The organism is Rhizobium sp. 05N430, assembly GCF_056396985.1.
The window spans coordinates 57,196-76,182 of sequence record NZ_JBFTMO010000010.1 but is presented as its reverse complement, the minus strand read 5'-3'; the positions used below and the strand labels follow the sequence as shown (position 1 = coordinate 76,182).

Here is an 18,987-nt window from a genome sequence, read left to right as displayed (position 1 = left end):
TCTGAAACCTGACAGCTTCTGGGAGCTAGGGTTGGTATCTGCTAAACCGGACGCCCAGGACGGTGCAAAATGAAAGCCTCAAAATCCGTCGTCCGGAGCTCGGTACCCTGCCGACGAAACTCCCTCCCCGAAGAATGAGATCAACAGCTGCTGTTTCATGGGTTGCCCCGTGATAGGGGGAAGAGATTGATGAGGTGCGTTGGGGATCGTGCGAACCACTAACATGGCCGTGCCTCGCCCAAAGCCGCCAACAACTCGGTTTTGGTCGTATATCCGGCCTGCAAAAGGTCGAATAGGCGCGATGCCAAGGAGCATCCCTCCATGCTGTCCGGAGTGACGCGGTGCGTTGCACAGTACTCAGCCATGGCCTCGAATACCGGGGTCACGTCATCATTGAACGAAATCGCGCGGAATAGCTCCGACATAGATCGCCCGCCCTGTTAGAGGGGCGAGAGCTGGTACCAACTCCCAAGCGGTCGCTGCCATTGCATTCCGACCGACGATCCAACATAGGCCCATCGGTCAGCACTGCCAATTAACTTTGACATCGTCCATTAGCGGACGAACACCGCATCGGCGACCGATTGATCCGAGGCGGTCGACGGTCCACCTCCCCCTCAGCAGATCGCCGTCATTTGCCGAATATGATTTGCCACCTCAGTGGCCTTGTATGGCTTGGGAAGAAATTTTCCATCTATGTCAAACGCACTGCCCGCCAGGTCATGATGCCCAGACGTCAAAATGATCTTGATCGGCGGCCATCTGTCGCGAACGAAGGCGGCGAGCTTAATCCCATCCATGCTGCCTGGCATATCGATGTCGGTGAACAAAGCGTGGATCGTAGGATTCGCCTGAATGATGGCAATAGCTTCGTCCGCGTTAGACGCCTCGAAAATAAGGAAGCCCTCGTCCTCAAGCTCACCGACGATCGACATCCGCAGGAGTGGCTCGTCCTCTACGACAACCACGGCGATAGGTTGAATGTTCACTGCCATTTCTTCTCTGTGAGAATACGTCGTAGGCAAACTCGACCGATTGTACGGTTGCGAACATAACTGTCCTCAAGCTGTTCGGGTTCAAGTTGTCAATAAAAATAAAGATATGTCTTTGCGTTGCAAGAAAAGGTTGGGTCGCGCAGGGCATATCGCCAGAAATTCCGGTACGACGAGAAGCCGATTTGAAACATCAGTGAATAATGAAAAAGCGCCCGCCGAATATCGGCAGGCGCTCCAGAATTGGCTGTCCGCTATCGGTTAGAGAGAGGCAGCACGTGCGATGTTGCGGATGTCGCTGCGATCAATACCGAGATCGTGGAGTTCGCGATTGGACATGCGGCCCAGTTCGGAGACCGTCTGACGATACTTGCGCCAGTTCTTCAGAGTGCGTGCTACGTTCATGACTATCCCCTTTCGTGGGCTTTCGAAACACAGCTGCCAGTCCTTGGCGCTTCGTTTGTCTCGATGGCTATTATGTAATGGAGGTCCGGCTAATTTTGCAGCGCTAAGGCGCGATCCCAGCCATGCAGAAAGCGCATAGCCTGATTAAAAAGTCATCAAGTCACCTTGTTGCGTGGATCAACCATGGCAGAAGATTTGCCGCCGCTGCCGTCGTACTCTCCCATGAGAACGGCAGCGCGCTGATCGCTCCTTCTTTGAGCGAAGCCCTAGCGACTGGAAACGTGGATTGCGCCGGCGTCGCCAAAGATGCGATGGAGGGTCGGAATCTGGTCGGCTTTGACCATTACCGAGACGATGATTTCGCCGTCGAGCGCAGCATCCATTCTAGTGCCGTGGTCTACCGAGGGAGCATCGCCACCGTTTGGTATTATTCCCGAGCTGTTCGAGTGGCCGCCGGCTTCCACAAAAATATCGGCGCGGTTTAGCCCCGCGTGCTGGACCATATGTTCGATAGCGAGGTCGGCACCCTCGCGTGTCTGAAAAGTTGCGGTAACGGTCTTCGTGCTCTTGTCCGACATAACGATCTCCATTCAATCTCTGTCTAAGGGCTGGCCGTCCCTAATGTTCCCTCCGGATCCGGAACGTATGTTCGCCGAACGTGTTACGGACTGATATCGACATCGGAGACATTGGACTCTCATGACTTTGGCGGGCTGGTCCAAGACAGTTGTAGTGCAAATCAGACCACGATCGGGTTTTATACCTGTTTCGAACACGCGGACCGCATTTGACCTTCTGATTTCGCGATGGCCAGTCACTTCCGGAAAGGCTTTCTGGGCCGCCCAGGAAATCTGCCTCGCAGCGATGGATCGCAGGGTGCCACACGAAGACGCGCGGCTTGCATTTATCGCCGCCGCGAAGGAAGCAAACATCTCTATGGACTGAGATTGCAGCGTCACCGGGCACCAGCAAGACTGGTGAAAGAACCCGCGGACTGGAGAACATCGTGACGCTGATCGAGGTCATTAATCTGTGCCGTGAAGACTTGGCTGACGAGTCCATAGGAGTTCGCCGCAGCTGGGAGGATTTGTTTCGGTACACTCTCAAACACTACCCAGAGCGAACCGCCCTCGGCCAATTCAACCCGAACGATCTCGAAAAACGATTGCTGGCTTCCGGAGTGAATAGAGCCATCGTCAATGGTTACGTGATGCGATGGCGAGAGGTGATCGAGCGACATAGAAGCAGGGCCGCCGAATAACCATCAGGCCATCGCGTATTCCCAACCATCGTCAGCCAGTACTCCGCAGTCGGGGAAGGGACCACCGTTACGATCTTCCTGCCTCGTCACGCGGCTGCGGAAGCCAGTCCGGCCACCGCAAAGGCGGAACCTAGCGACTTCCAGTCCGAGAGTGGAGAGACCGTACTAGTGATTGGCGACGAGGCATTGGTCCGAATGCTGGTCGTCGATGTACTCGAGGACGCCGGCTATTGCACGTTGGATGCCGGTGACGGTCCGGAAGGATTAAAGATGCTGCGTCCGGACGTGAGGATTGAACTCCTGATCACAGACGTCGGGCTACCGAACGGAATGAACGGCCGGCGGGTCGCCGACGCGGCGTGTGAGCTTCGTCCCGAACTCAAAGTCATGTTCATGGACTGGCTATGCCGAAACCGGGGTTCTCGGGCATGGTCATCTCGAACCCGGCATGCAGGTCACCACCAAGTCTTTCGACATATGCACACACACGAAGCGGGTACAGGAATTGATCAAGTCCTGATCGGGGGAGAAATCTTCTTTGAACGGGCGATGGATGGGCCGCAATCGAGGGCCTATCGTCCGTCTCCATCGCGAGCGGTGTCCTGCCAGCCGACCTCGCAAACAGTCTGCGGGGCCATTGCTACCGGCCTCGAGATCGATGATGCGATCTACGACAACTGCTTTGGATCGGCCGCATCTATCAGTTCTCAGAAGCCCTGGCTCGGCTCGGGATGCTGCTGACGGTCGCCGAGACAGGGTCACTGGCCGGGAAACTGCCTTCGAGCCCCTCCTCTAATTCGTCTTCCAGTTCCGCCTCATCCTGCCGTTGGCGAGCGCTCGGAACGGCCCCGAGGCCGTTGCTGCCGGCATCAAAGTTCCCATTGCTGAGTGCATCGTAGCGATTGATACTGCCCTCGGGTGATCCCATCGCCAGCATTTCGGATAAAGATGCCGCCAGTCCCTGCTCACCCGAATTGTCGACCGCCATCTTCTGAAAAACGGCCGCCATCCCATCAAATACTCTTGCACCAGGCGCATTCGCGCCGAGGAAGGCGGCGATCTCTTCCATCTCGGCCACCCAGCGATAAGCCTTCGGATACATATCAGGAATGCTTGTCGAAAGCTTCGCCAAAAGCTGGGGCTGGCTTTCAGCCAGTTCGGACATGAGCGCCCTGTCAGCTCCGCTCTTTGCCGCAGCCAAGAGCATCGTGGTCGCCAATCCAATCAAGCCTTTGTTGATGCCCGCATAGCTCATCTTCAGGCCAGAGGCTGCACCCAAGCCGCTATCTATCAAACGAGCATCGAGACCGTATTCCACGAGGACCGGGACAACCTGCCCGGCTCCCCCGCTGACATAGAGGCGTGGGCCGTACTTGCCCGGCTCCGGCGGTCCACCGATGATACAGCCATCCAGCACGATCGTGCCGCTTTGATCGAAAGCATCAGCAACCTTGGCCACCGTCTCTGGCGACACGGCGTTGCAGTCAATAAAGACGCCGACAGACTTCTCTGCACGCGCTAGCCTGCCTATCTGTTCGGCTACAGCCAATGCCTGTGATGGCGGAACGATGGACAGAATGATGTCCGACGCCAGCAGTGCTTTTAGATCAGTGTCCTTGATCCCCGAAGCCGTCGCCCGTTCTCGTGTTTGAGCCGAGCGACCTTCAAGGTGAGTGACGATCTCTGCGCCCGAGCAGAGCAGTGTCCTGGCCACAGCACTGCCCATCGCACCCATTCCAATCACTGCGATCTTCGTCACGGCATCTCTCCAGCGTTCTTGTTCATCTCGAAACTAGAGGCGCCAGAGTTTGGTGCAAGCGTGGGGAACCGGTCTTGTCAGCTAAAGGGCATTCGTTTTAGGGCAAAGATCGCCGTTAGACCATGTCGCGGAACAACCTTGCGAGATTACACATTCTATTGAAAACACGAACCGTCGGATCGGATCGATCTTGGAAGCACCACCCCTGCAACGAAAACTCGCCGCGATTTTGGCCGCGGACGTCGAGGGTTACTCGCGGCTGATGCATGTCAACGAAGAGCGAACCCTTGCAATACTCACAAGCCATCGGACAGTGGTCGATGGGCTGATTGAAAGTGCGAACGGCCAGATATTCGGAACGGCCGGCGACAGTGTCCTTGCCGAATTTCCAAGCGTCGTCCAGGCGTTCAACTGCGCGATAGCAATTCAGCTTGCCATCGGCCGCGCGAACGCCGATGAGGCGCCAGATCATCAGATGAATTTCCGCATTGGCATCAACATCGGAGACGTGATGGTCAAGGATGGAGACATTTTTGGCGATGGTGTCAACATCGCGGCGCGCCTTGAGGGCTTAGCCGAGATTGGCGGAATCTGTGTGACGAGGGGTGTTCGCGATCACCTCCGCGATCGGGTCGCGGCCAAATTCGAGGACATGGGGGAGCATAGCGTCAAGAACATTCCCCGGCCGGTTCGCGTATTTAAGGTGTTGTTTGACCCGGAATACGACCCCATGCTGTCAGTGCCGAAATCCATCGACTCGCCGTCGAAGGACGCGACAATGGTCGTTGAGGGCGACGCCGCCGAGGTGGCGTTCTGGGAGTCGATCCGCGACGACGATGATGGTGCAGAGCTTCGAATCTATCTTGAGCGCTATCCAAACGGAACCTTTGCCGACCTCGCCCGGACACGCCTTGATCGTGGCCCGACGACCAGCGAGGATCCCGCAGTGGAGGTGTCGTTTTGGGAAAGCGTTCGCGACAGCGGCAATCCGGAAATGATTGAAGCTTATCTTCGACGCTATCCGACCGGGAAATTTGTAAGCCTTGCTGAGATTATTACAGGTCAGAAGTCGCAGTGAGCACAAAAGCTCGATTGCACGATGGGCAACATGCGAGGATCGATCGAGATGACGTCTTATCGCTTCAAGACTTCATTACTCCTCAAAATCTAACAGATGCAGCAACCTGCATGGAATGCATGCGTTCGTACGACAGTGATCGTGAGCGACGATGGAACATCAGAGGGGTTGGCAGCATTAGGCGCAATGATGAAAACATTCCTTCTCAACTCCGTCATCTCCCTCGCGTCGGTGGGAGCAGTTCACGCTCAAGATTTATCGCGCGAGGTGATTAATAACGCTGATCTCTCATCCTTCTCGTCTGAGATTAGCAAGGAAAGCGCGCCGAACGACCAGCCCGATCCCGTGACCATTCACCTTCAGGTGTTGCTAGATCGTGCTGGCGCATCTCCGGGGGTCATTGACGGACTGGATGGCGCAAATGTTCGGAAAGCCATCTCGGGATTCGAAATGCTGCAGGGACTTCCGGTCGACGGGAAGTTGGACGCTGACGTTGTAGCGCGTCTTTCCGATGATAAGGGCGTCGTCGGGCCCTACATCATTTCCCCTGATGACGGCGACGACATCGTTGCAGAGATTCCGAAAGACTACGCCGAACAGGCAAAAATGACCCATCTAGGGTACACCAGCATCGCCGAAAAATTGGCTGAGCGTTTCCATATGGACGTCGACCTTATGTATGCGCTGAACCCGACAGCGCAATTTGTCCCTGGCGAAACGTTGTCCGTGGCCGTAATCGGCGCTCCCCGAACAGGAAACGTTAAGCGGATTGAGGCGCATCGCAAGGCAGGCGAGCTTGTTGCCTACGATGCGAACGACAAAGTCCTGGCCATATATCCCGCGACAATTGGCAGCGAGGATAATCCCTCCCCTTCAGGCAAGCACAAGGTCAACGGCGTGGCTCGCAATCCGCCATATGTCTACAATCCCAAAATCAACTTTCAGCAAGGCAAGAACAAGACGAAACTCACACTTCCGAGCGGTCCTAACAACCCGGTGGGCACCGTCTGGATCGATCTTTCGGAACCGACCTACGGCATCCACGGTACGCCAGAACCGTCACTGATCGACAAGGCCGGCTCTCACGGATGTGTCCGGCTTACGAATTGGGACGTCGAAGAGCTGAGCAGCATGGTCAAACCTGGGGTCATTGTCGAGTTTGACCAGTAGAATGTTGGCGACGCTTATGCCGCGGCCTGGGTCACCTAGCTTAAATCGCCCTATTGTCAGCATTGAGCTGTGTTGAGTGCCTTGATAGACCGCAGCAGCCGTGGTGAAAAAAGGAGGTCGGCGATGATTGCTGACCTCCTTACCTCAGAGGGCCCTAAGGAAGGCCAGTGACGGCATAAAGAAGTATTCTCCACCCTTCATGGTGACGGCTCGCTGCACAGCGGGTGTCGTCATCAGGGCAGCGGGATTTCCCCACTCAGTCGTTCCCTCCATGTCTGGGCGTTGGCCGTCACTCGGCATCTGGCCGATAACGGGGTCGACACCGGGCGAAGGAAAGCCGGCCGGCACCCGTGGGAAACCTGGGTTATTCGCCCAGTTCTTTTGCGTGAACTCGAACTGGTTGCCGATATCGCTGTTAAAGGCCATAAACAGAAGGCCGACGTTTTTGTCCGGCTTGTTGTCAATCCGGCCGTCATTCGGATTGTCAGTCCTGACGCCATAGGTCTGTCCTCGTCGCGCCATTAGGTGCTTGCGTTCACCATCCTGATCTTCGAACCCGCCCGACCCACGTGGATTGGTTTTCCTGATATGTCCGGAGAACGGACACTTCGCGCCGTTCTTGTCGCTGAAATAGTTGAAGTTGTTGGGCACCGGAGATTCAACTCCGTCTTCGAACTGCATAGTGACGGGGGTGCCGTCCTCAAAGCGGCCGACAACCATGGCTCCCGCTATTTCGTTTTCTGCACCGAAGAGCCGATCGGCCAGCTTCTCCTCTTCCTCCTTGAAGAGCCGAACATTTTGCTCGAGTTTGCGATAAACGAAATAGCTTCCAAAATGCACGGTTGGATCGGGGGCCGCCGGATCAGCGACGATGACCTGGCCAAGCGGGAAGTCGGGGTTCCAGTTTGCGGTCCCATCGGTCCCGTTCTCCTCGCCCTCGATATCTTCTGTGAGGAAGAGCGGCTGGCTGCGTCCATCGACATAGCCGAAATGCTCGATCCCTTGGCCGTTGTTGTTGTGCAGGCCCAACCCATCCTGCGAGCCGACAATTTTGACGCCGTAGGAGCTGTTGATCAGGTTGACGACTTGGTCGTGCGCAGCAACCTTTGTCTCGTTGAGCATATCTCCGATAAGGACAACGGCGTGAATGTCATCGCCAAAGTACGGGTCCCAGGTACTGGCATCGGGATCGTTTAGCTCGGACATCTGCATCCCGCTACCAAAGAGACTGTCGCCCGGTGTCTGGGTTATTCCGAGTTTGTCGTAGCCCTTCTTTGTGAGACCAACGCCGACATAGGGTGTTCCAGCCACAGGCGGCGTTGACTTGAACGCCTCGATYTCGTCCAGGTGTTGCTTGGCCGATTTCATCATCGAATTCGATAAAGTCTTGAGAAAGCTCTTCGAACCCGCTTGATCGTCGAATTGGAGAAAGAGTAGGGTCAAGAACTCCCGAACGTGAGCTTTTATGATGTTGGGTTGTAGACTATCCAGCATAGTTGCATCGTCGGGCGCTGCATTCTTCCAGGATATAGACGTGTTCAACGTTACTGACATCTTGCGCTCCTCCATTAGAGACGGCGCATGGAGGCTCTGACCATGTATTAGAGTCAACGCAACTATGATTTCTGGGTTTATATTTTCCAGTTGCGTTGAGCGGGAAAGACCTAGCCCCCTTCGAGATTTAGGGGAATTTGACCTGATCTGGACCAAACTCGCGGTGTTGTCCCGGGGAACTTTCCGGCTGTCGCTCGGGGCATCGGCGCAATTCCGGACACCGAGATAGTGTTTAATCTACCTCCCGAGGCAGGTCTTTACGCACTTCGACCCAGTCCGCGAAATGGGGTTCGGTGTCCTCTGCCAGTTCTACGGGGCGCTTCATCTCGGGAAAATGACCTCCCTCGGCATGGTCTCCCCATCGCACAACGGTGGAGACGCGTTCCACCCATGAACGCGGAGGCATGGGCAACTCCTTTGCAAAAGGCGATAGGGGGGCGGGCGTAGTGATCCGCTGGCCCGGTTGGAAAGACAAAGGATGTCCCCGGCTCTCCTTGCAAAGCCGCAATGACACTCCAGCGACCACATGGAAATCTCGGTCAGCAGTGTGTGCATACGGAACGCCTTTGGAGGTTTGGGCGTCCTCGTAATCGTTATCACATTGACGATGTTTGGGCTGCGGTCTGAGCCAAATTTTTGCGCGATCCTATCAAAACTTTCGAAGCAACTCTTTTTGCCGAATGTTCGTCGAACGGTCCTGCAAGGAACCAATACAGGTCAACCCGCGTTTATGGGGCGCTGGCTTGTTCCTCTGCCGGCTATGTCACTCTCGCGACTCGCCCCGCCACAAGCGGGGCTTTCTTTTGAATTGCTGAAGCGTGACGACCGATGGCCGTCTCGGTCATGCCGGCCAAGTCGAGCTAGGCCGGTGCACTCAAGTGATTGGATCCACGGCGGTGACGCAGGGATTACGGTTTGCACTTGTCCCCCTTGCGATATGGGTGCGTTTCAGTTTCAAAATTCTACTAAAACGCTAGTGACTTGAGGCGGTAGCCTGGTGCATCGACAGCGAGCGGCCTCGCTAAGGACCTAGACGGGGGAACCTTCACGCGACATGTTGCATTGTCACAATATGGGAGTGATGGAGGAGAGCATGAACGATCGGACAGCCGGATATCTGATCGCAGCTGAGGTCAGTGGATTATTCTGGATCGCGGCCGCCGTTGCAGCGTGGAACCTTTTTTGAACGTCACCACGGGGCAAAGCGGCGACAGCCATTGCAAGGTTGTCAGCCACGGAGGCCGGAGGCAGCAAGTGGGCATCGAAAAACTGATCTTCGACGCGAGCGCGTGGGTTCCTAACAACCCTTCCCTTCCCGTTTTGCTTTACCGTGGCGTCTTCATCACCAAGGATGGATCGGAGGAGTTTGCGAGACTGTTTGCTTCGCATGGCTGGACGGGACTGTGGCGGAACGGTGTGTTTGACTACCAGCATTATCATTCGGGCGCGCATGAGGTGCTAGGCGTCGGCAAAGGCCACGCCAAGCTGCTGATCGGCGGGCCTGATGGGAACGAAATCAACTTGAGCGCTGGAGATTGTGTTCTTCTCCCAGCCGGCACAGGCCACATGCGGATTGATGCTAGTGACGATTTTGAGGTAGTCGGCGCTTATCCCAGTGGACAAGAAGCGGACATCCAAACTTCACGGCCTTCAAAGGCAGTTTGCGCCCGGATAGCCCGCCTACATCTGCCTGAGACTGACCCCGTGCAAGGGACCAGCGGTCCCGCTGTCGTCGCATGGTCACGGCTAATCTAGTTGGTCGGATGCCTGAGACTCCCACTCCGAGGCTGTTTTCGGACCGAACGTCGCCAGATCTGGTCGGTTTGAAAGTTGCGATCGTTAGCACGTCTAAGGATTTCGATGGGTCGGCAACCCTTTGGCTTTTACGAATGCTTGACACTTGGAAGCTATCGTCCGTGAGCGCGATAGATAGTGCGTTCGCGTTTCTCTCCCTTAGGGTTCAGCATGACATCTCCCGCGATCTCTTTGTCAGCCGCGATCTTGATTTTAGCCCTTCTGGTGGCTGCAAACCCCTTTGGCCACGATCTTGTTGACCCGCAGACGACAGCAAGCATTGAGACCCACTGAAACTCCTATTTCTTATTGTCGTGGTCGACAGCTATTCAGTTGTCCGCATAGTCAATAATTCGAATTTCGAACCAATCCGTGTCCAATTTTTAGGAAGCAACGTCTCAAAATTGGTGAAGTGGCGTCTCTGCATCTCGGTCTGTGTTGCAGAATGCAGACCTTTCCAGCTGTTCGAAATTCTTGAATCTAGGAAGACTGAGCCCACAGCCGGGGCGCTCTGCCGGTCCAGCCCATATCTGGGGATTGGACCGACTTGCATAAAGGGGTAGTTCCCTGGCAGGAACCTGGAGCGAGCGCGACAAAATGAACTCGATAACTAGGACCGGCTGCACCCGTGCTCAAGCTGCGCGTAGCGCGTTAACGAGCAAACTGGGATACCTGGCTATCGCCGCGCTTGCGATGTTGGTGTGGGCAAGCGAAGAAGCCCCGCTGTCTACCGAACACCTCGCCATGAGAGACGCTGCGGTCCGTCAGAGTCTGCACTGACGGAATCGAATGGGTGTGCGGCACTCGGGCATGTCTACGCCCATCAGGCGCTAGCATCAGGGTATGCCCATCGTCGGTACTCGGTCTCCGAGAAAGCCGACGATAAGTACGTAGACATATTCAAAGGCTGGCAGTCGATTTTCATGGCATCCTACTGGACACGCTGGAGACCGAGAGGCAGACGGGATGGTCGATTTCGTCAATCTGGACGACTGCGCCCGGCGAGGCCAACGCCGGCCTCGCCGGTAATAAATCAAACCATCCGCCAATCAGTCGTCGCGTTCTCCTTCGTCGCCTCCAGTGGATTGAAGCAATCTGAAGACCGCGTTTTGAACCTTGTCCGGCGACGCCGCGAAATATCTCAGTAGCCGTTGGCCCCGTTTGGTCATGGCCAAGTCTGTCGACTTTGGCCGCAGCGGCACCTCAGCGGACGCAACTTCCCCCGATCCTTCTTCCAAGAAATAAAGGATCGAAACCCCGAAGAGGGCGGCGACGTTGTTGAGCGTCGTGGCTGCAATGCGGTTTGCACCCCGTTCATATTTTTGAACCTGTTGAAATGTGATCCCAAGATGGTCGGCTACGACTGTCTGACTTAACCCAGCAGAAAGGCGCGCGACCCGCAGGCGCATTCCGATGAGGGCATCCATGTCGGTCACGCGGCGTGGGTTATGGTCTGGATTACTAACGTTAGCGATGTCGCGGCTCCCATTGGTTGAGAAAAGCCAACTCTATCAGTCGGCCCTGATTATGCGAGAGGTTTTGGTCGGTAGTCTTCGTTTTAGCCGGCTGCCAGACGTTGACAGGCGTCGGCTCCTCGTCAAGTCAGCCGACGCTCGGCCGCCCAGCGCTTCCAAGCGACCTGTTGAAGGCAACGGCTGTAGCCGGCGTGAACCTTATGATGTTCACGACGAGTTCGATTGGTTCGAGATTCTTCAACGAGTGCAAAAAGCTCCACCTGTCACCACGCAATTCCATCGCTTGGCGAGGTGCAAAATCGCGTGAACCTTCCGAGGGCGCTTGTTGCGCAGATAAGGACGGCACCCCCGCCTATCGACCCGACGCCTTTGATCAAGTCCTCGATGATGCGCGGCGTTGCGTCGGCGTTTTCGCGCTGGATCGTTTCAGGCCACCTGACTGAACCCGCACGCAGCTACGGCCACGTGCGTAAAGATCGGCTGGCCGGCGCTTCACTCGCCCCGTTCCCGATGCCTTGGCGATCACTTCGTTGAGGAAATGGCGGAAGCAAAGACATACGGCCATCAAACTGGCCTAGACAAAAAAAGCCCGTCGCATTCCGGTGCGACGGGCTTTTGGCATATAGGGGTTTCGATCATCTTATTCTACTACCCCGACCAAGTAATGAATAAATAGATCCGCGGTTAATGCAATTCAGCCAAAAGGCGTAGCGAGTGCAGAATAAATCCCACCCCCTATCTGTGCCTCACTTAGTTCGAGGCTGCGCGGTTCACTCGGTGGCCAGCGTTCTGTGTAGCGTCCACCGTATTGGCGGTGTCTTTGCCCATGCCGCGGATTGTGTTGCCGCAGCTAGAGAGCGCCACAGTCAACAGCGTTGCAGCGGCAATTGCAGTTATGATTTTCATGTGAGGTTTCCTTTGCGCCTAAGGAAACACTAACTTCGCAAACCGCTCGAAGTTCCGGATCGGCCGTCTTTTACCAGCTTAAGAAGTTCACGATAAGTCCGCATTTCGAAGCGCGATGGTGACGCCATCAGTAAGCGCGACACCGGGACATTCTTTTTGGAACTGTTGGACTGCCTTTGCGATGCCGGCTCCAACAGATCTTGCAGACAATACCGCAAGTTTATGGACATATCGCTCGACGCCCTCGTGGGTGAAGACGACTTCGAGAATGGTCGTGTTCTCTCGGATATTGCGTATCACGTTCATTTACTCGGTTAGCGCACAAAAAGAAGGCCGCACTCATTGGGGAGCGCGGCCGATAGATACCAGCTACTTCCTGGGGGAAAGAGCACAAAGCATGCTCGGCTTTGGTTAATTTTGAATTAACCGTTCCAGCCCATGGCGCGGCACTGCTTCTCCGCTACTTGTCGAGCGTCATCGAGGCTGTTGTACTTCCCCTGCAGTTCATACCGTCGCCCGTTGAACGAGAAGTAGGCACTCTTATCGATCCTGTTAAACGTCACCATCGGCGCCTGCTCTTTATCGCTCATGTGGGTCTTCCATTCTGTTGGTGGCGATAAACCCGCATCGCACCCGTCTGGTTCCAGTACTTCCTCTATCAAGACGCGTTTTCCGGTCGTTAATGTGTTTCGGGGTTGAATAGGCTGTGACCGGCCAAGAACACAATTTACTTGTCCGATTGCCTTACGCATATTGATGGCAATCATTTCGATCGGCGTGTTGAGCGGATCATCAGCATTGCGGTCGTCCTCTGGCTTACAGAGCCATGCCGAGCAGGAGGCAGGCTATGGGCGATAGGTCCAGATTGAAAGCGAACGCGGCAAACCGGAGCAAGACATACGCCGCAATGATTGCCACCGCCGTGAGGTTGCAGCGTCCTTGGCAGGTCACCTGGTCCTCTTTCCGGCCAACGGACTTCGATGGAGATCGTCGCCCGAGCGCCGTAGCCGCCGCTGTCGGAAAGCTCTCAGACTTTCCTTTTCATTGGGCAATGATCGCAGTGTCGACTATACCCCGATCCGAGAACATCAAGATTATTCAGCCGGCGACTCCCACTGCAGAGCGCTACCAACTGGTTGTACCAGCTCATTTCGCAAAAGGCCCTTCAAACTGAATAACGGTGCCAGCGGAAATCTCAGGAGAGCGAAGGCTTCAACAATGTGTCGAGGTTGTTCCTTTATGAACTCGACTGCGAGAAGACTCTCTTCTCTTCGTTTTACGGCACAACCGATGGAGTACTCGAAGTTGCCAATCACGATGTAAAAGTGTTCAGGTATTTCTGCAGAGACGCTGATTAGCGCTCCTCCCTGCGAGACCTCCAACATAACGGCACGACACGATGAAATCGGCTGCTTGAGCGTTTTTTTGTAAGCAAGCCGCACAGCGGCTTTGCATTTGAAGCGCTTGTGTTTTCTGGCATCTACTGGAGCAATCTTTGTTAAGTAATGCCTGTTCATGTCCAGAATCCAATTCATTTATGGACAGATACTGGTAACGCACGTGCAGGTGCGTCCATTGCTTCGCTCCCCATCCGTGCCAGGTTAATTGCGAAGCTTTCTGCGTCGGTTGGGATTCCGAATAGGTAGCCTTGGCCGACCCGACAGCCCATTTCGCCAAGCGTTGCACGCTGTACTTCCGTCTCCACGCCCTCCGCGACCACCGTCAGGCCAAGGGCGCGTCCCAGCTCGATAACAGCGCGGACGATCACCCGCCTGGCGGGTCTGGTTGCGAGTTCGCTGACAAACGTTCGGTCTATCTTGATTTCGGTAACTGGGAACGTCTCAAGGGAGCGCAGGTTCGAATAGCCAGTGCCAAAGTCGTCAACTGAGAGACCGACTCCAATCTGTCGCAGCTGCTGGAATGCGTCCATGACGCCGGGCGTATCGCTAAGGAACATGCTTTCGGTAATCTCGAGGGTCAGCCACTCCGGTTCAGCACTGGTCAGATGCAGGACGCGGTTCAGCATTTCAGCCATGTCATGCTGGAGAAATTCCCCGGCCGACACGTTCACGGAAAAGCGAAGTGCCTTGTCGCGGTGCGCGTTGATCCGCCGGGCGAACGTCGCAACGGTGGTCAGGCTGCGTTCGGTCAGATCAAGTAACAGACCTGATCGCTCAGCGGTCTCAATGAAGCCGCCGGGGAGTTGGCTGCCGAACAGGGGATGGTTCCAGCGAATCAAGGCTTCCGCGCCGAGCCACTCACCGGTGATTAGGTCTACCTGGGGCTGGAGGTGATACACGAATTCGTCGTTCGCGACCGCGACCTTCAACTCGCGTGTCATCCTGACGCGTCGGCTGGCTTGCTCGTGGTCGGACTCGCGAAACCGCCGCGGACCACCCAACGGATCAGATTTGGCTGCCCGAAGAGCAGTACCGGCGTTCCGGATCAATGAAATGGCACTGCCCACTGGCCTGCCTACGGCATATCCGATGGAGAAGCGCAGTGAGACACTGGCACCTGCCACCACGAAGTCCGCTGCGAGCGACGCGGAAACCAGCTTTACCGTCGGGTCTGCACTTGGTTCATCCTGGAGCTCGAAGGCGAGGGCGAACTCGTTCGCGCCCATCCGACCCACTAGTGCAGCGCCCATGTCACGCAGCCGCCGCCCGGTTTCACAGAGCAGAGCATCCCCGACGTCGAAACCGTATCCGGTGTTGAGATCATGAAAGCTGACAACATCCAGCTTCACAACCAGAAGGATCGTCTCGGCATTGGTTGCGTAGCGTCCCTCAGCAGCTTGGATAAATGATTGACGGTTCAAGCAGCCCGTGGTCCCGTCGAGGTTTGCGACACGATCCAGCGCTATATGCGCTTGGCGAAGCGCTGATACATCACGCAGTATTCCGACGTAGAACAGTTCGTCCCCAACCCAGGCGGGCCTAAGACTAAGACTATTCCAGAAGGCCGAACCGTCCTTTCGATAGTTTTGCAACGTTTCGTCCACTGGCTCGGCCGCCCCGATCGCAGCGCGAATGCGAGCGATCTCGGGTTGCTCACGCTCATTGCCTTGCAGGTAGCGGCAGTCTTTGCCGATAACCTCGGTTCGAGAGTATCCAGTCAGATGTTCGAAGGCCCTGTTTACGTAGAGCAACGGCGAATTGGCACCTAAACGCTTTGCGATGGCGATCCCGTCCGTCATTTCCTCGACAAGTGTCGGAAGAATGGACCTGACGGCGTCAGCGCTCAGAGGCCCATTGTCGGCCGTGCCCCGCGCACGCCTCATGAAGTCCGGCTGTTTGAGTTTCTCAACTTCTTCCATGACAGAAACATGGACTGTGACCCGAGGCGGGGCAACGTGCAGCCGGGGCCGTCTCAGGACAACCATCGACCGCTTTCGGACAAACTCGGTCTTGCACCTTCGCCAGATGTCCGGAGGCGATCCCTGTGGTCAGACGGTGTCAATCCGACACTCAAAACGAAGGCGAGCGCATCGCTTGTTGCAATCCAAAACCACTTCTTATGCGATCGATATGATTGACAGCCGGCTCTTCAAAAAGAGAGCCCGCGACGTCCCACAGCGCGACACCATCGCAATCGAAATTGCGGCGTTGCGCCAAAACCTCCCACGGCGGCTGTTTACCGAGATTTACTGGTAAAATCCCAGGCTCGAGCTCCCACTCGAGATGCCGTGGCACCACGACGGGTCCGAACGGCGCGGCATGAAGGCTTTCAGTCGCACCGCGGCTCATTCGCAGACATATTCATCGGCAGGGTTTTCCGGTGGTAGATCGCCAACGCGCGAACCACGGGGTCGCCGGGACTAGAACAGTAACGCCGATCGGAGATCGCGCCGATTGGCGGGACGAAACATCAGGTGACGTCGAAGCAAAACGTCCTCGCCACAGCCTGCATGCGTTGTAACGCTCCAAGCTTCTTATGGCCGTCCGAACATAGCTATCGACTGTGCGCCGACAGCTTCGTCCAGTGGGGGTCTTGCCCCTGCGCACCACTCAAAGCACTTCCGTTCGCGTCGGCTGGGTGGGATGCCACTCGCGCGATCAGGGTTGGCAGACCCTTGAGAGCGTTGAGAAGCTTCGTCACGTGTATCAAAGTGACGTCACCTCCAATACCCTTTCGGCGAAGCCCCAAGCGGTGACGACAAAAGAGGATTGTTTGTGATCCGAATTGTGTAGCGTGGACGCGAAGGTTGCTGGGATGGCGAAGTTGCGGAGCAACTAGCACGAGCGGGTGCAGCCCGGCGGGCCTCTTTTTAGTGCCGAACATTTGCCTGCCGCCGCTCACGGACACCACGCACTTGAGGAAATGGACGCAAGGCCCGGCGCGCGCTTTATAAAGTCCACCTGTTGGAGCTTCTCAATGTCTGCCATGACATAAACATTGACTCCGACCCCAGCTGGGGCAACCCGCAGCCGAGGCGGTTCCAGGACAACCATCAGCCGTTTTCGGACAAACTCGATCTTGCTCCTTCGCCAGACGTTCGGAAGCGATCGCGGTAATCAGACGGCGTCACTCCGACATGCGATAGGAAGGCGCGGCGCATCGCACTTGCCGATCCAAAACCGCATCTTTCTGCGATCAACGTGATCGACAGCCGGCTCCCTTCTAAGAGGAAGCGTGCGACATCGATACGCGTCAGGTCGACATAGTCGGATGGCGTTATCCCAACCTCCTGCGAAAAGACGCGCGTGAAGTTCCGTGCGCTCATCGCCGCGATTTTCGCCAAGGCGGTGACCGAAAGGTCCGCTGTAGCATGGTTCAGAATGTATTCCTGGACTTTGTGTAGACGGCTGCGGTCGCTTGCCTGCGCCGCCAAATGCACGCTGAACTGCGATTGGTCACCTGGTCGCTTCAGGAACACGACAAGCCGCCGGGCAACGTAAAGCGCCACCTCGCGGCCGAGGTCCTCTTCAACGAGAGAAAGCCCGAGATCGATTGCGGCGCTGGACCCGGCCGACGTGATCATCGCACCGTCTCGGACAAAAACACGATCGCTTTCCACCTGCGCCTCAGGGAAGCGCTCGCCAAGCAAGGACGCGAACTGCCAGTGAGTGGTGACACGTCGGCCTGCGAGTAAACCGGCTTCGCCGAGCAGGAATGCCCCTGTGCATACGGAGCCGTAGCGCCGGGTCTCGGGGACGGTATTGGTCAACCAGTCGATAACCTGTCTGCCCGGGGAACGGGGAACGCCGGCGCTCCCGGCTACGAGCAACGTGTCTGGGTCATCTGGATACGCATCGAAAGTGCAATCGGGGAGAACCCTGAGCCCTGATGCGCAACGGATCGAGCCAGCTTCTTCTGCTGTGACGGCAACGTCATAGAAGTTCTTGCCAACACGGGCGTTTGCTTCGGCGAACACGTCCATGAGCCCGGCAAGTTCCAGTGAATGCACGTCCGTGGGCACGAAAATGACAATCCGCATGGGGATATCTTTCGCCGCGCGAGGACTCAAATCTCTCGACGAGCATTTTTGCGTCGACGCCGGTCCTGGCCAACGACAGTCGCACAGTGCCGCCAGGTCGTCAAAGTCAAACGCATCGAGTGATTGCCAACGGAGAGACGGTCCATCTCTGACATTTGCGAGGAAGAGGTCCACAATGGCCGACTGCGGTCCCGGCGGCCTTTCGCGCCTCGCAGCCAACTGACCGGCCCCCATCGCAATTTGACAGCTTCCGACTTTGCCTGATTGGAGGAGCTTGAAGATCTCTTTTGAGGGAAGCGCGCATATCGAAAGAAGACCTGCTCTTTCAACGACGGACGCTCTGGCAGCTAGTCCACCGGCGCGCCGGCGTGGCGGCGCCACCTACGCCGACTGTCGAAGCCGCCAGATCAATAGTTGAGCTTCGGGTACCAGTCCGTGCCGCGTCCGGCCGGCGTCATGTCCAGTATATTCCACAGGGGTGCGATATCGACAGCGCCTCGCGGATCCTGCCCGGGATCAGCGGCATCGGCAGGCATCTCGCCGTTGTAAAAAACGCGAACCGTGTTTCCGTCCTTCTGGTAAACGGTGAATGCCGGGTACTCATAGCCCTTGTCGTCGAGCAGTCCGAGGTCTCTGGCATAATCGTCGCCGACGGTCTCTATGAAATCGAGGTCGTGCCAGCCGCGCTCCATCGCAAACGCCCGCTGCCTCTCGACCGGGCTGCGCCCAAGGATCTTGAACGCAACCCGTTGCTTCACGTCGGCGCCGTTCCCATTCGCGCCGCCTAGGAAGTTCGTGCACATGGGGCAAGGCCTCTCGCGCTGCGGACCGAACATCCAAAAATAGGTCACCAAGGTGTGATGCTTTCCGAACAGGTCGGCCAAAGCCAGCTCGCGGCCATTTTCGTCCTTGAAACGATAGTCTTTCTCGACGACAGGGCCAGGAGGAAGCCGCATGCGCTGTTCTGCCAGTTTGGTAAGATATCGCCGGGCTTCGATCTCTTCCGCAAGGAGAGCCGTTCTCGCCGCGGCGTATTCGGCGGTTTCGTTCGGAAATCTGCTGACGCGCTTCGCTGCCAGTTCCGTTGCGGACCTTAACTCGCTCATATCATGTCTCTCCCTTGCTCCGCTTATTCACGTGACATGATAACTAG

General features: G+C 56.4%; 18 protein-coding genes and 2 pseudogenes. 6 read left to right on the top strand and 14 right to left on the bottom strand.

The window, feature by feature from the left end; all coding sequences use genetic code 11:
* Nucleotides 1-617: 617 nt before the first annotated feature.
* From AC1DJO_RS20005 to AC1DJO_RS19995, 3 genes are all read right to left on the bottom strand, one after another.
* Nucleotides 618-995 (bottom strand): response regulator, encoded by a 378-nt coding sequence (locus AC1DJO_RS20005; RefSeq protein ID WP_112517541.1) that lies wholly within the window; start codon nt 993-995, stop codon nt 618-620.
* Nucleotides 996-1,253: 258 nt separating this feature from the next.
* Nucleotides 1,254-1,397, bottom strand: coding sequence for a DUF1127 domain-containing protein (locus AC1DJO_RS20000; RefSeq protein ID WP_112390516.1), 144 nt, complete (start codon nt 1,395-1,397; stop codon nt 1,254-1,256).
* A gap of 266 nt (nt 1,398-1,663) precedes the next feature.
* Complete coding sequence (locus tag AC1DJO_RS19995; RefSeq protein WP_112517643.1) at nt 1,664-1,975, bottom strand: hypothetical protein; 312 nt, start codon at nt 1,973-1,975, stop codon at nt 1,664-1,666.
* Nucleotides 1,976-2,096: 121 nt separating this feature from the next.
* Here AC1DJO_RS19995 and AC1DJO_RS19990 point away from each other — a divergent pair, with 121 nt between their 5' ends.
* The 3 genes from AC1DJO_RS19990 to AC1DJO_RS19980 all read left to right on the top strand — a co-directional run bounded on the left by AC1DJO_RS19990 (nt 2,097) and on the right by AC1DJO_RS19980 (nt 3,399).
* On the top strand, nt 2,097-2,342 hold the full coding sequence (locus tag AC1DJO_RS19990; RefSeq protein ID WP_112517540.1) for a DUF982 domain-containing protein: 246 nt from the start codon (nt 2,097-2,099) through the stop codon (nt 2,340-2,342).
* Between the two features lie 61 nt (nt 2,343-2,403).
* Entirely contained in the window at nt 2,404-2,658 is a 255-nt protein-coding gene (locus AC1DJO_RS19985; RefSeq protein ID WP_112390514.1) for a hypothetical protein, read from the top strand.
* A 168-nt stretch (nt 2,659-2,826) separates the two neighbouring features.
* Nucleotides 2,827-3,399, top strand: a complete 573-nt coding sequence (locus AC1DJO_RS19980) for a response regulator (protein ID WP_477972609.1) — start codon at nt 2,827-2,829, stop codon at nt 3,397-3,399.
* Here the strand turns inward: AC1DJO_RS19980 and AC1DJO_RS19975 are convergent.
* Nucleotides 3,359-3,574, bottom strand: a pseudogene (locus tag AC1DJO_RS19975) (hypothetical protein); the annotation flags it as partial. The gene AC1DJO_RS19980 and the pseudogene AC1DJO_RS19975 sit on opposite strands and share 41 nt — an antisense overlap.
* A gap of 84 nt (nt 3,575-3,658) precedes the next feature.
* Nucleotides 3,659-4,402, bottom strand: a pseudogene (locus AC1DJO_RS19970) (NAD(P)-dependent oxidoreductase); the annotation flags it as partial.
* A gap of 205 nt (nt 4,403-4,607) precedes the next feature.
* On the opposite strand from AC1DJO_RS19970, the gene AC1DJO_RS19965 reads away from it, so the two are divergent.
* Both AC1DJO_RS19965 and AC1DJO_RS19960 read left to right on the top strand, forming a co-directional pair.
* Nucleotides 4,608-5,495 carry an adenylate/guanylate cyclase domain-containing protein gene (locus AC1DJO_RS19965; RefSeq protein WP_477972607.1) on the top strand — a complete coding sequence of 296 codons (888 nt, stop codon included), beginning with the start codon at nt 4,608-4,610 and terminating at the stop codon, nt 5,493-5,495.
* Nucleotides 5,496-5,681: 186 nt separating this feature from the next.
* Nucleotides 5,682-6,665 carry a L,D-transpeptidase family protein gene (locus AC1DJO_RS19960; protein ID WP_477972709.1) on the top strand — a complete coding sequence of 328 codons (984 nt, stop codon included), beginning with the start codon at nt 5,682-5,684 and terminating at the stop codon, nt 6,663-6,665.
* A 144-nt stretch (nt 6,666-6,809) separates the two neighbouring features.
* Here the strand turns inward: AC1DJO_RS19960 and AC1DJO_RS19955 are convergent, their stop codons facing one another.
* Complete coding sequence (locus AC1DJO_RS19955) at nt 6,810-8,219, bottom strand: Dyp-type peroxidase (protein ID WP_112390510.1); 1,410 nt, start codon at nt 8,217-8,219, stop codon at nt 6,810-6,812.
* 1,254 nt (nt 8,220-9,473) lie between these two features.
* On the opposite strand from AC1DJO_RS19955, the gene AC1DJO_RS19950 reads away from it, so the two are divergent.
* Complete coding sequence (locus AC1DJO_RS19950) at nt 9,474-9,974, top strand: cupin (protein ID WP_477972707.1); 501 nt, start codon at nt 9,474-9,476, stop codon at nt 9,972-9,974.
* 1,088 nt (nt 9,975-11,062) lie between these two features.
* Here the strand turns inward: AC1DJO_RS19950 and AC1DJO_RS19945 are convergent.
* The 8 genes from AC1DJO_RS19945 to AC1DJO_RS19910 all read right to left on the bottom strand — a co-directional run bounded on the left by AC1DJO_RS19945 (nt 11,063) and on the right by AC1DJO_RS19910 (nt 18,940).
* Nucleotides 11,063-11,440 (bottom strand): helix-turn-helix domain-containing protein, encoded by a 378-nt coding sequence (locus AC1DJO_RS19945; RefSeq protein WP_112390508.1) that lies wholly within the window; start codon nt 11,438-11,440, stop codon nt 11,063-11,065.
* 798 nt (nt 11,441-12,238) lie between these two features.
* Nucleotides 12,239-12,394, bottom strand: a complete 156-nt coding sequence (locus tag AC1DJO_RS19940; RefSeq protein ID WP_112390507.1) for an entericidin domain-containing protein — start codon at nt 12,392-12,394, stop codon at nt 12,239-12,241.
* Nucleotides 12,395-12,816: 422 nt separating this feature from the next.
* Nucleotides 12,817-12,984 (bottom strand): hypothetical protein, encoded by a 168-nt coding sequence (locus AC1DJO_RS19935; protein ID WP_162698910.1) that lies wholly within the window; start codon nt 12,982-12,984, stop codon nt 12,817-12,819.
* Between the two features lie 504 nt (nt 12,985-13,488).
* Nucleotides 13,489-13,911, bottom strand: a complete 423-nt coding sequence (locus AC1DJO_RS19930; protein ID WP_148194359.1) for a PilZ domain-containing protein — start codon at nt 13,909-13,911, stop codon at nt 13,489-13,491.
* A gap of 14 nt (nt 13,912-13,925) precedes the next feature.
* The gene (locus AC1DJO_RS19925) at nt 13,926-15,713 is read right to left on the bottom strand and encodes a putative bifunctional diguanylate cyclase/phosphodiesterase (protein WP_477972605.1); all 1,788 of its coding nucleotides are present in this window, start codon (nt 15,711-15,713) and stop codon (nt 13,926-13,928) included.
* A 151-nt stretch (nt 15,714-15,864) separates the two neighbouring features.
* A complete protein-coding gene (locus tag AC1DJO_RS19920; RefSeq protein ID WP_477972603.1) occupies nt 15,865-16,143 on the bottom strand; it encodes a hypothetical protein in 279 nt (92 codons plus the stop codon).
* A 704-nt stretch (nt 16,144-16,847) separates the two neighbouring features.
* Nucleotides 16,848-17,834, bottom strand: a complete 987-nt coding sequence (locus AC1DJO_RS19915) for a DJ-1/PfpI family protein (RefSeq protein ID WP_112517527.1) — start codon at nt 17,832-17,834, stop codon at nt 16,848-16,850.
* Nucleotides 17,835-18,241: 407 nt separating this feature from the next.
* On the bottom strand, nt 18,242-18,940 hold the full coding sequence (locus AC1DJO_RS19910; RefSeq protein ID WP_112444222.1) for a DUF899 family protein: 699 nt from the start codon (nt 18,938-18,940) through the stop codon (nt 18,242-18,244).
* Nucleotides 18,941-18,987: the final 47 nt, after the last annotated feature.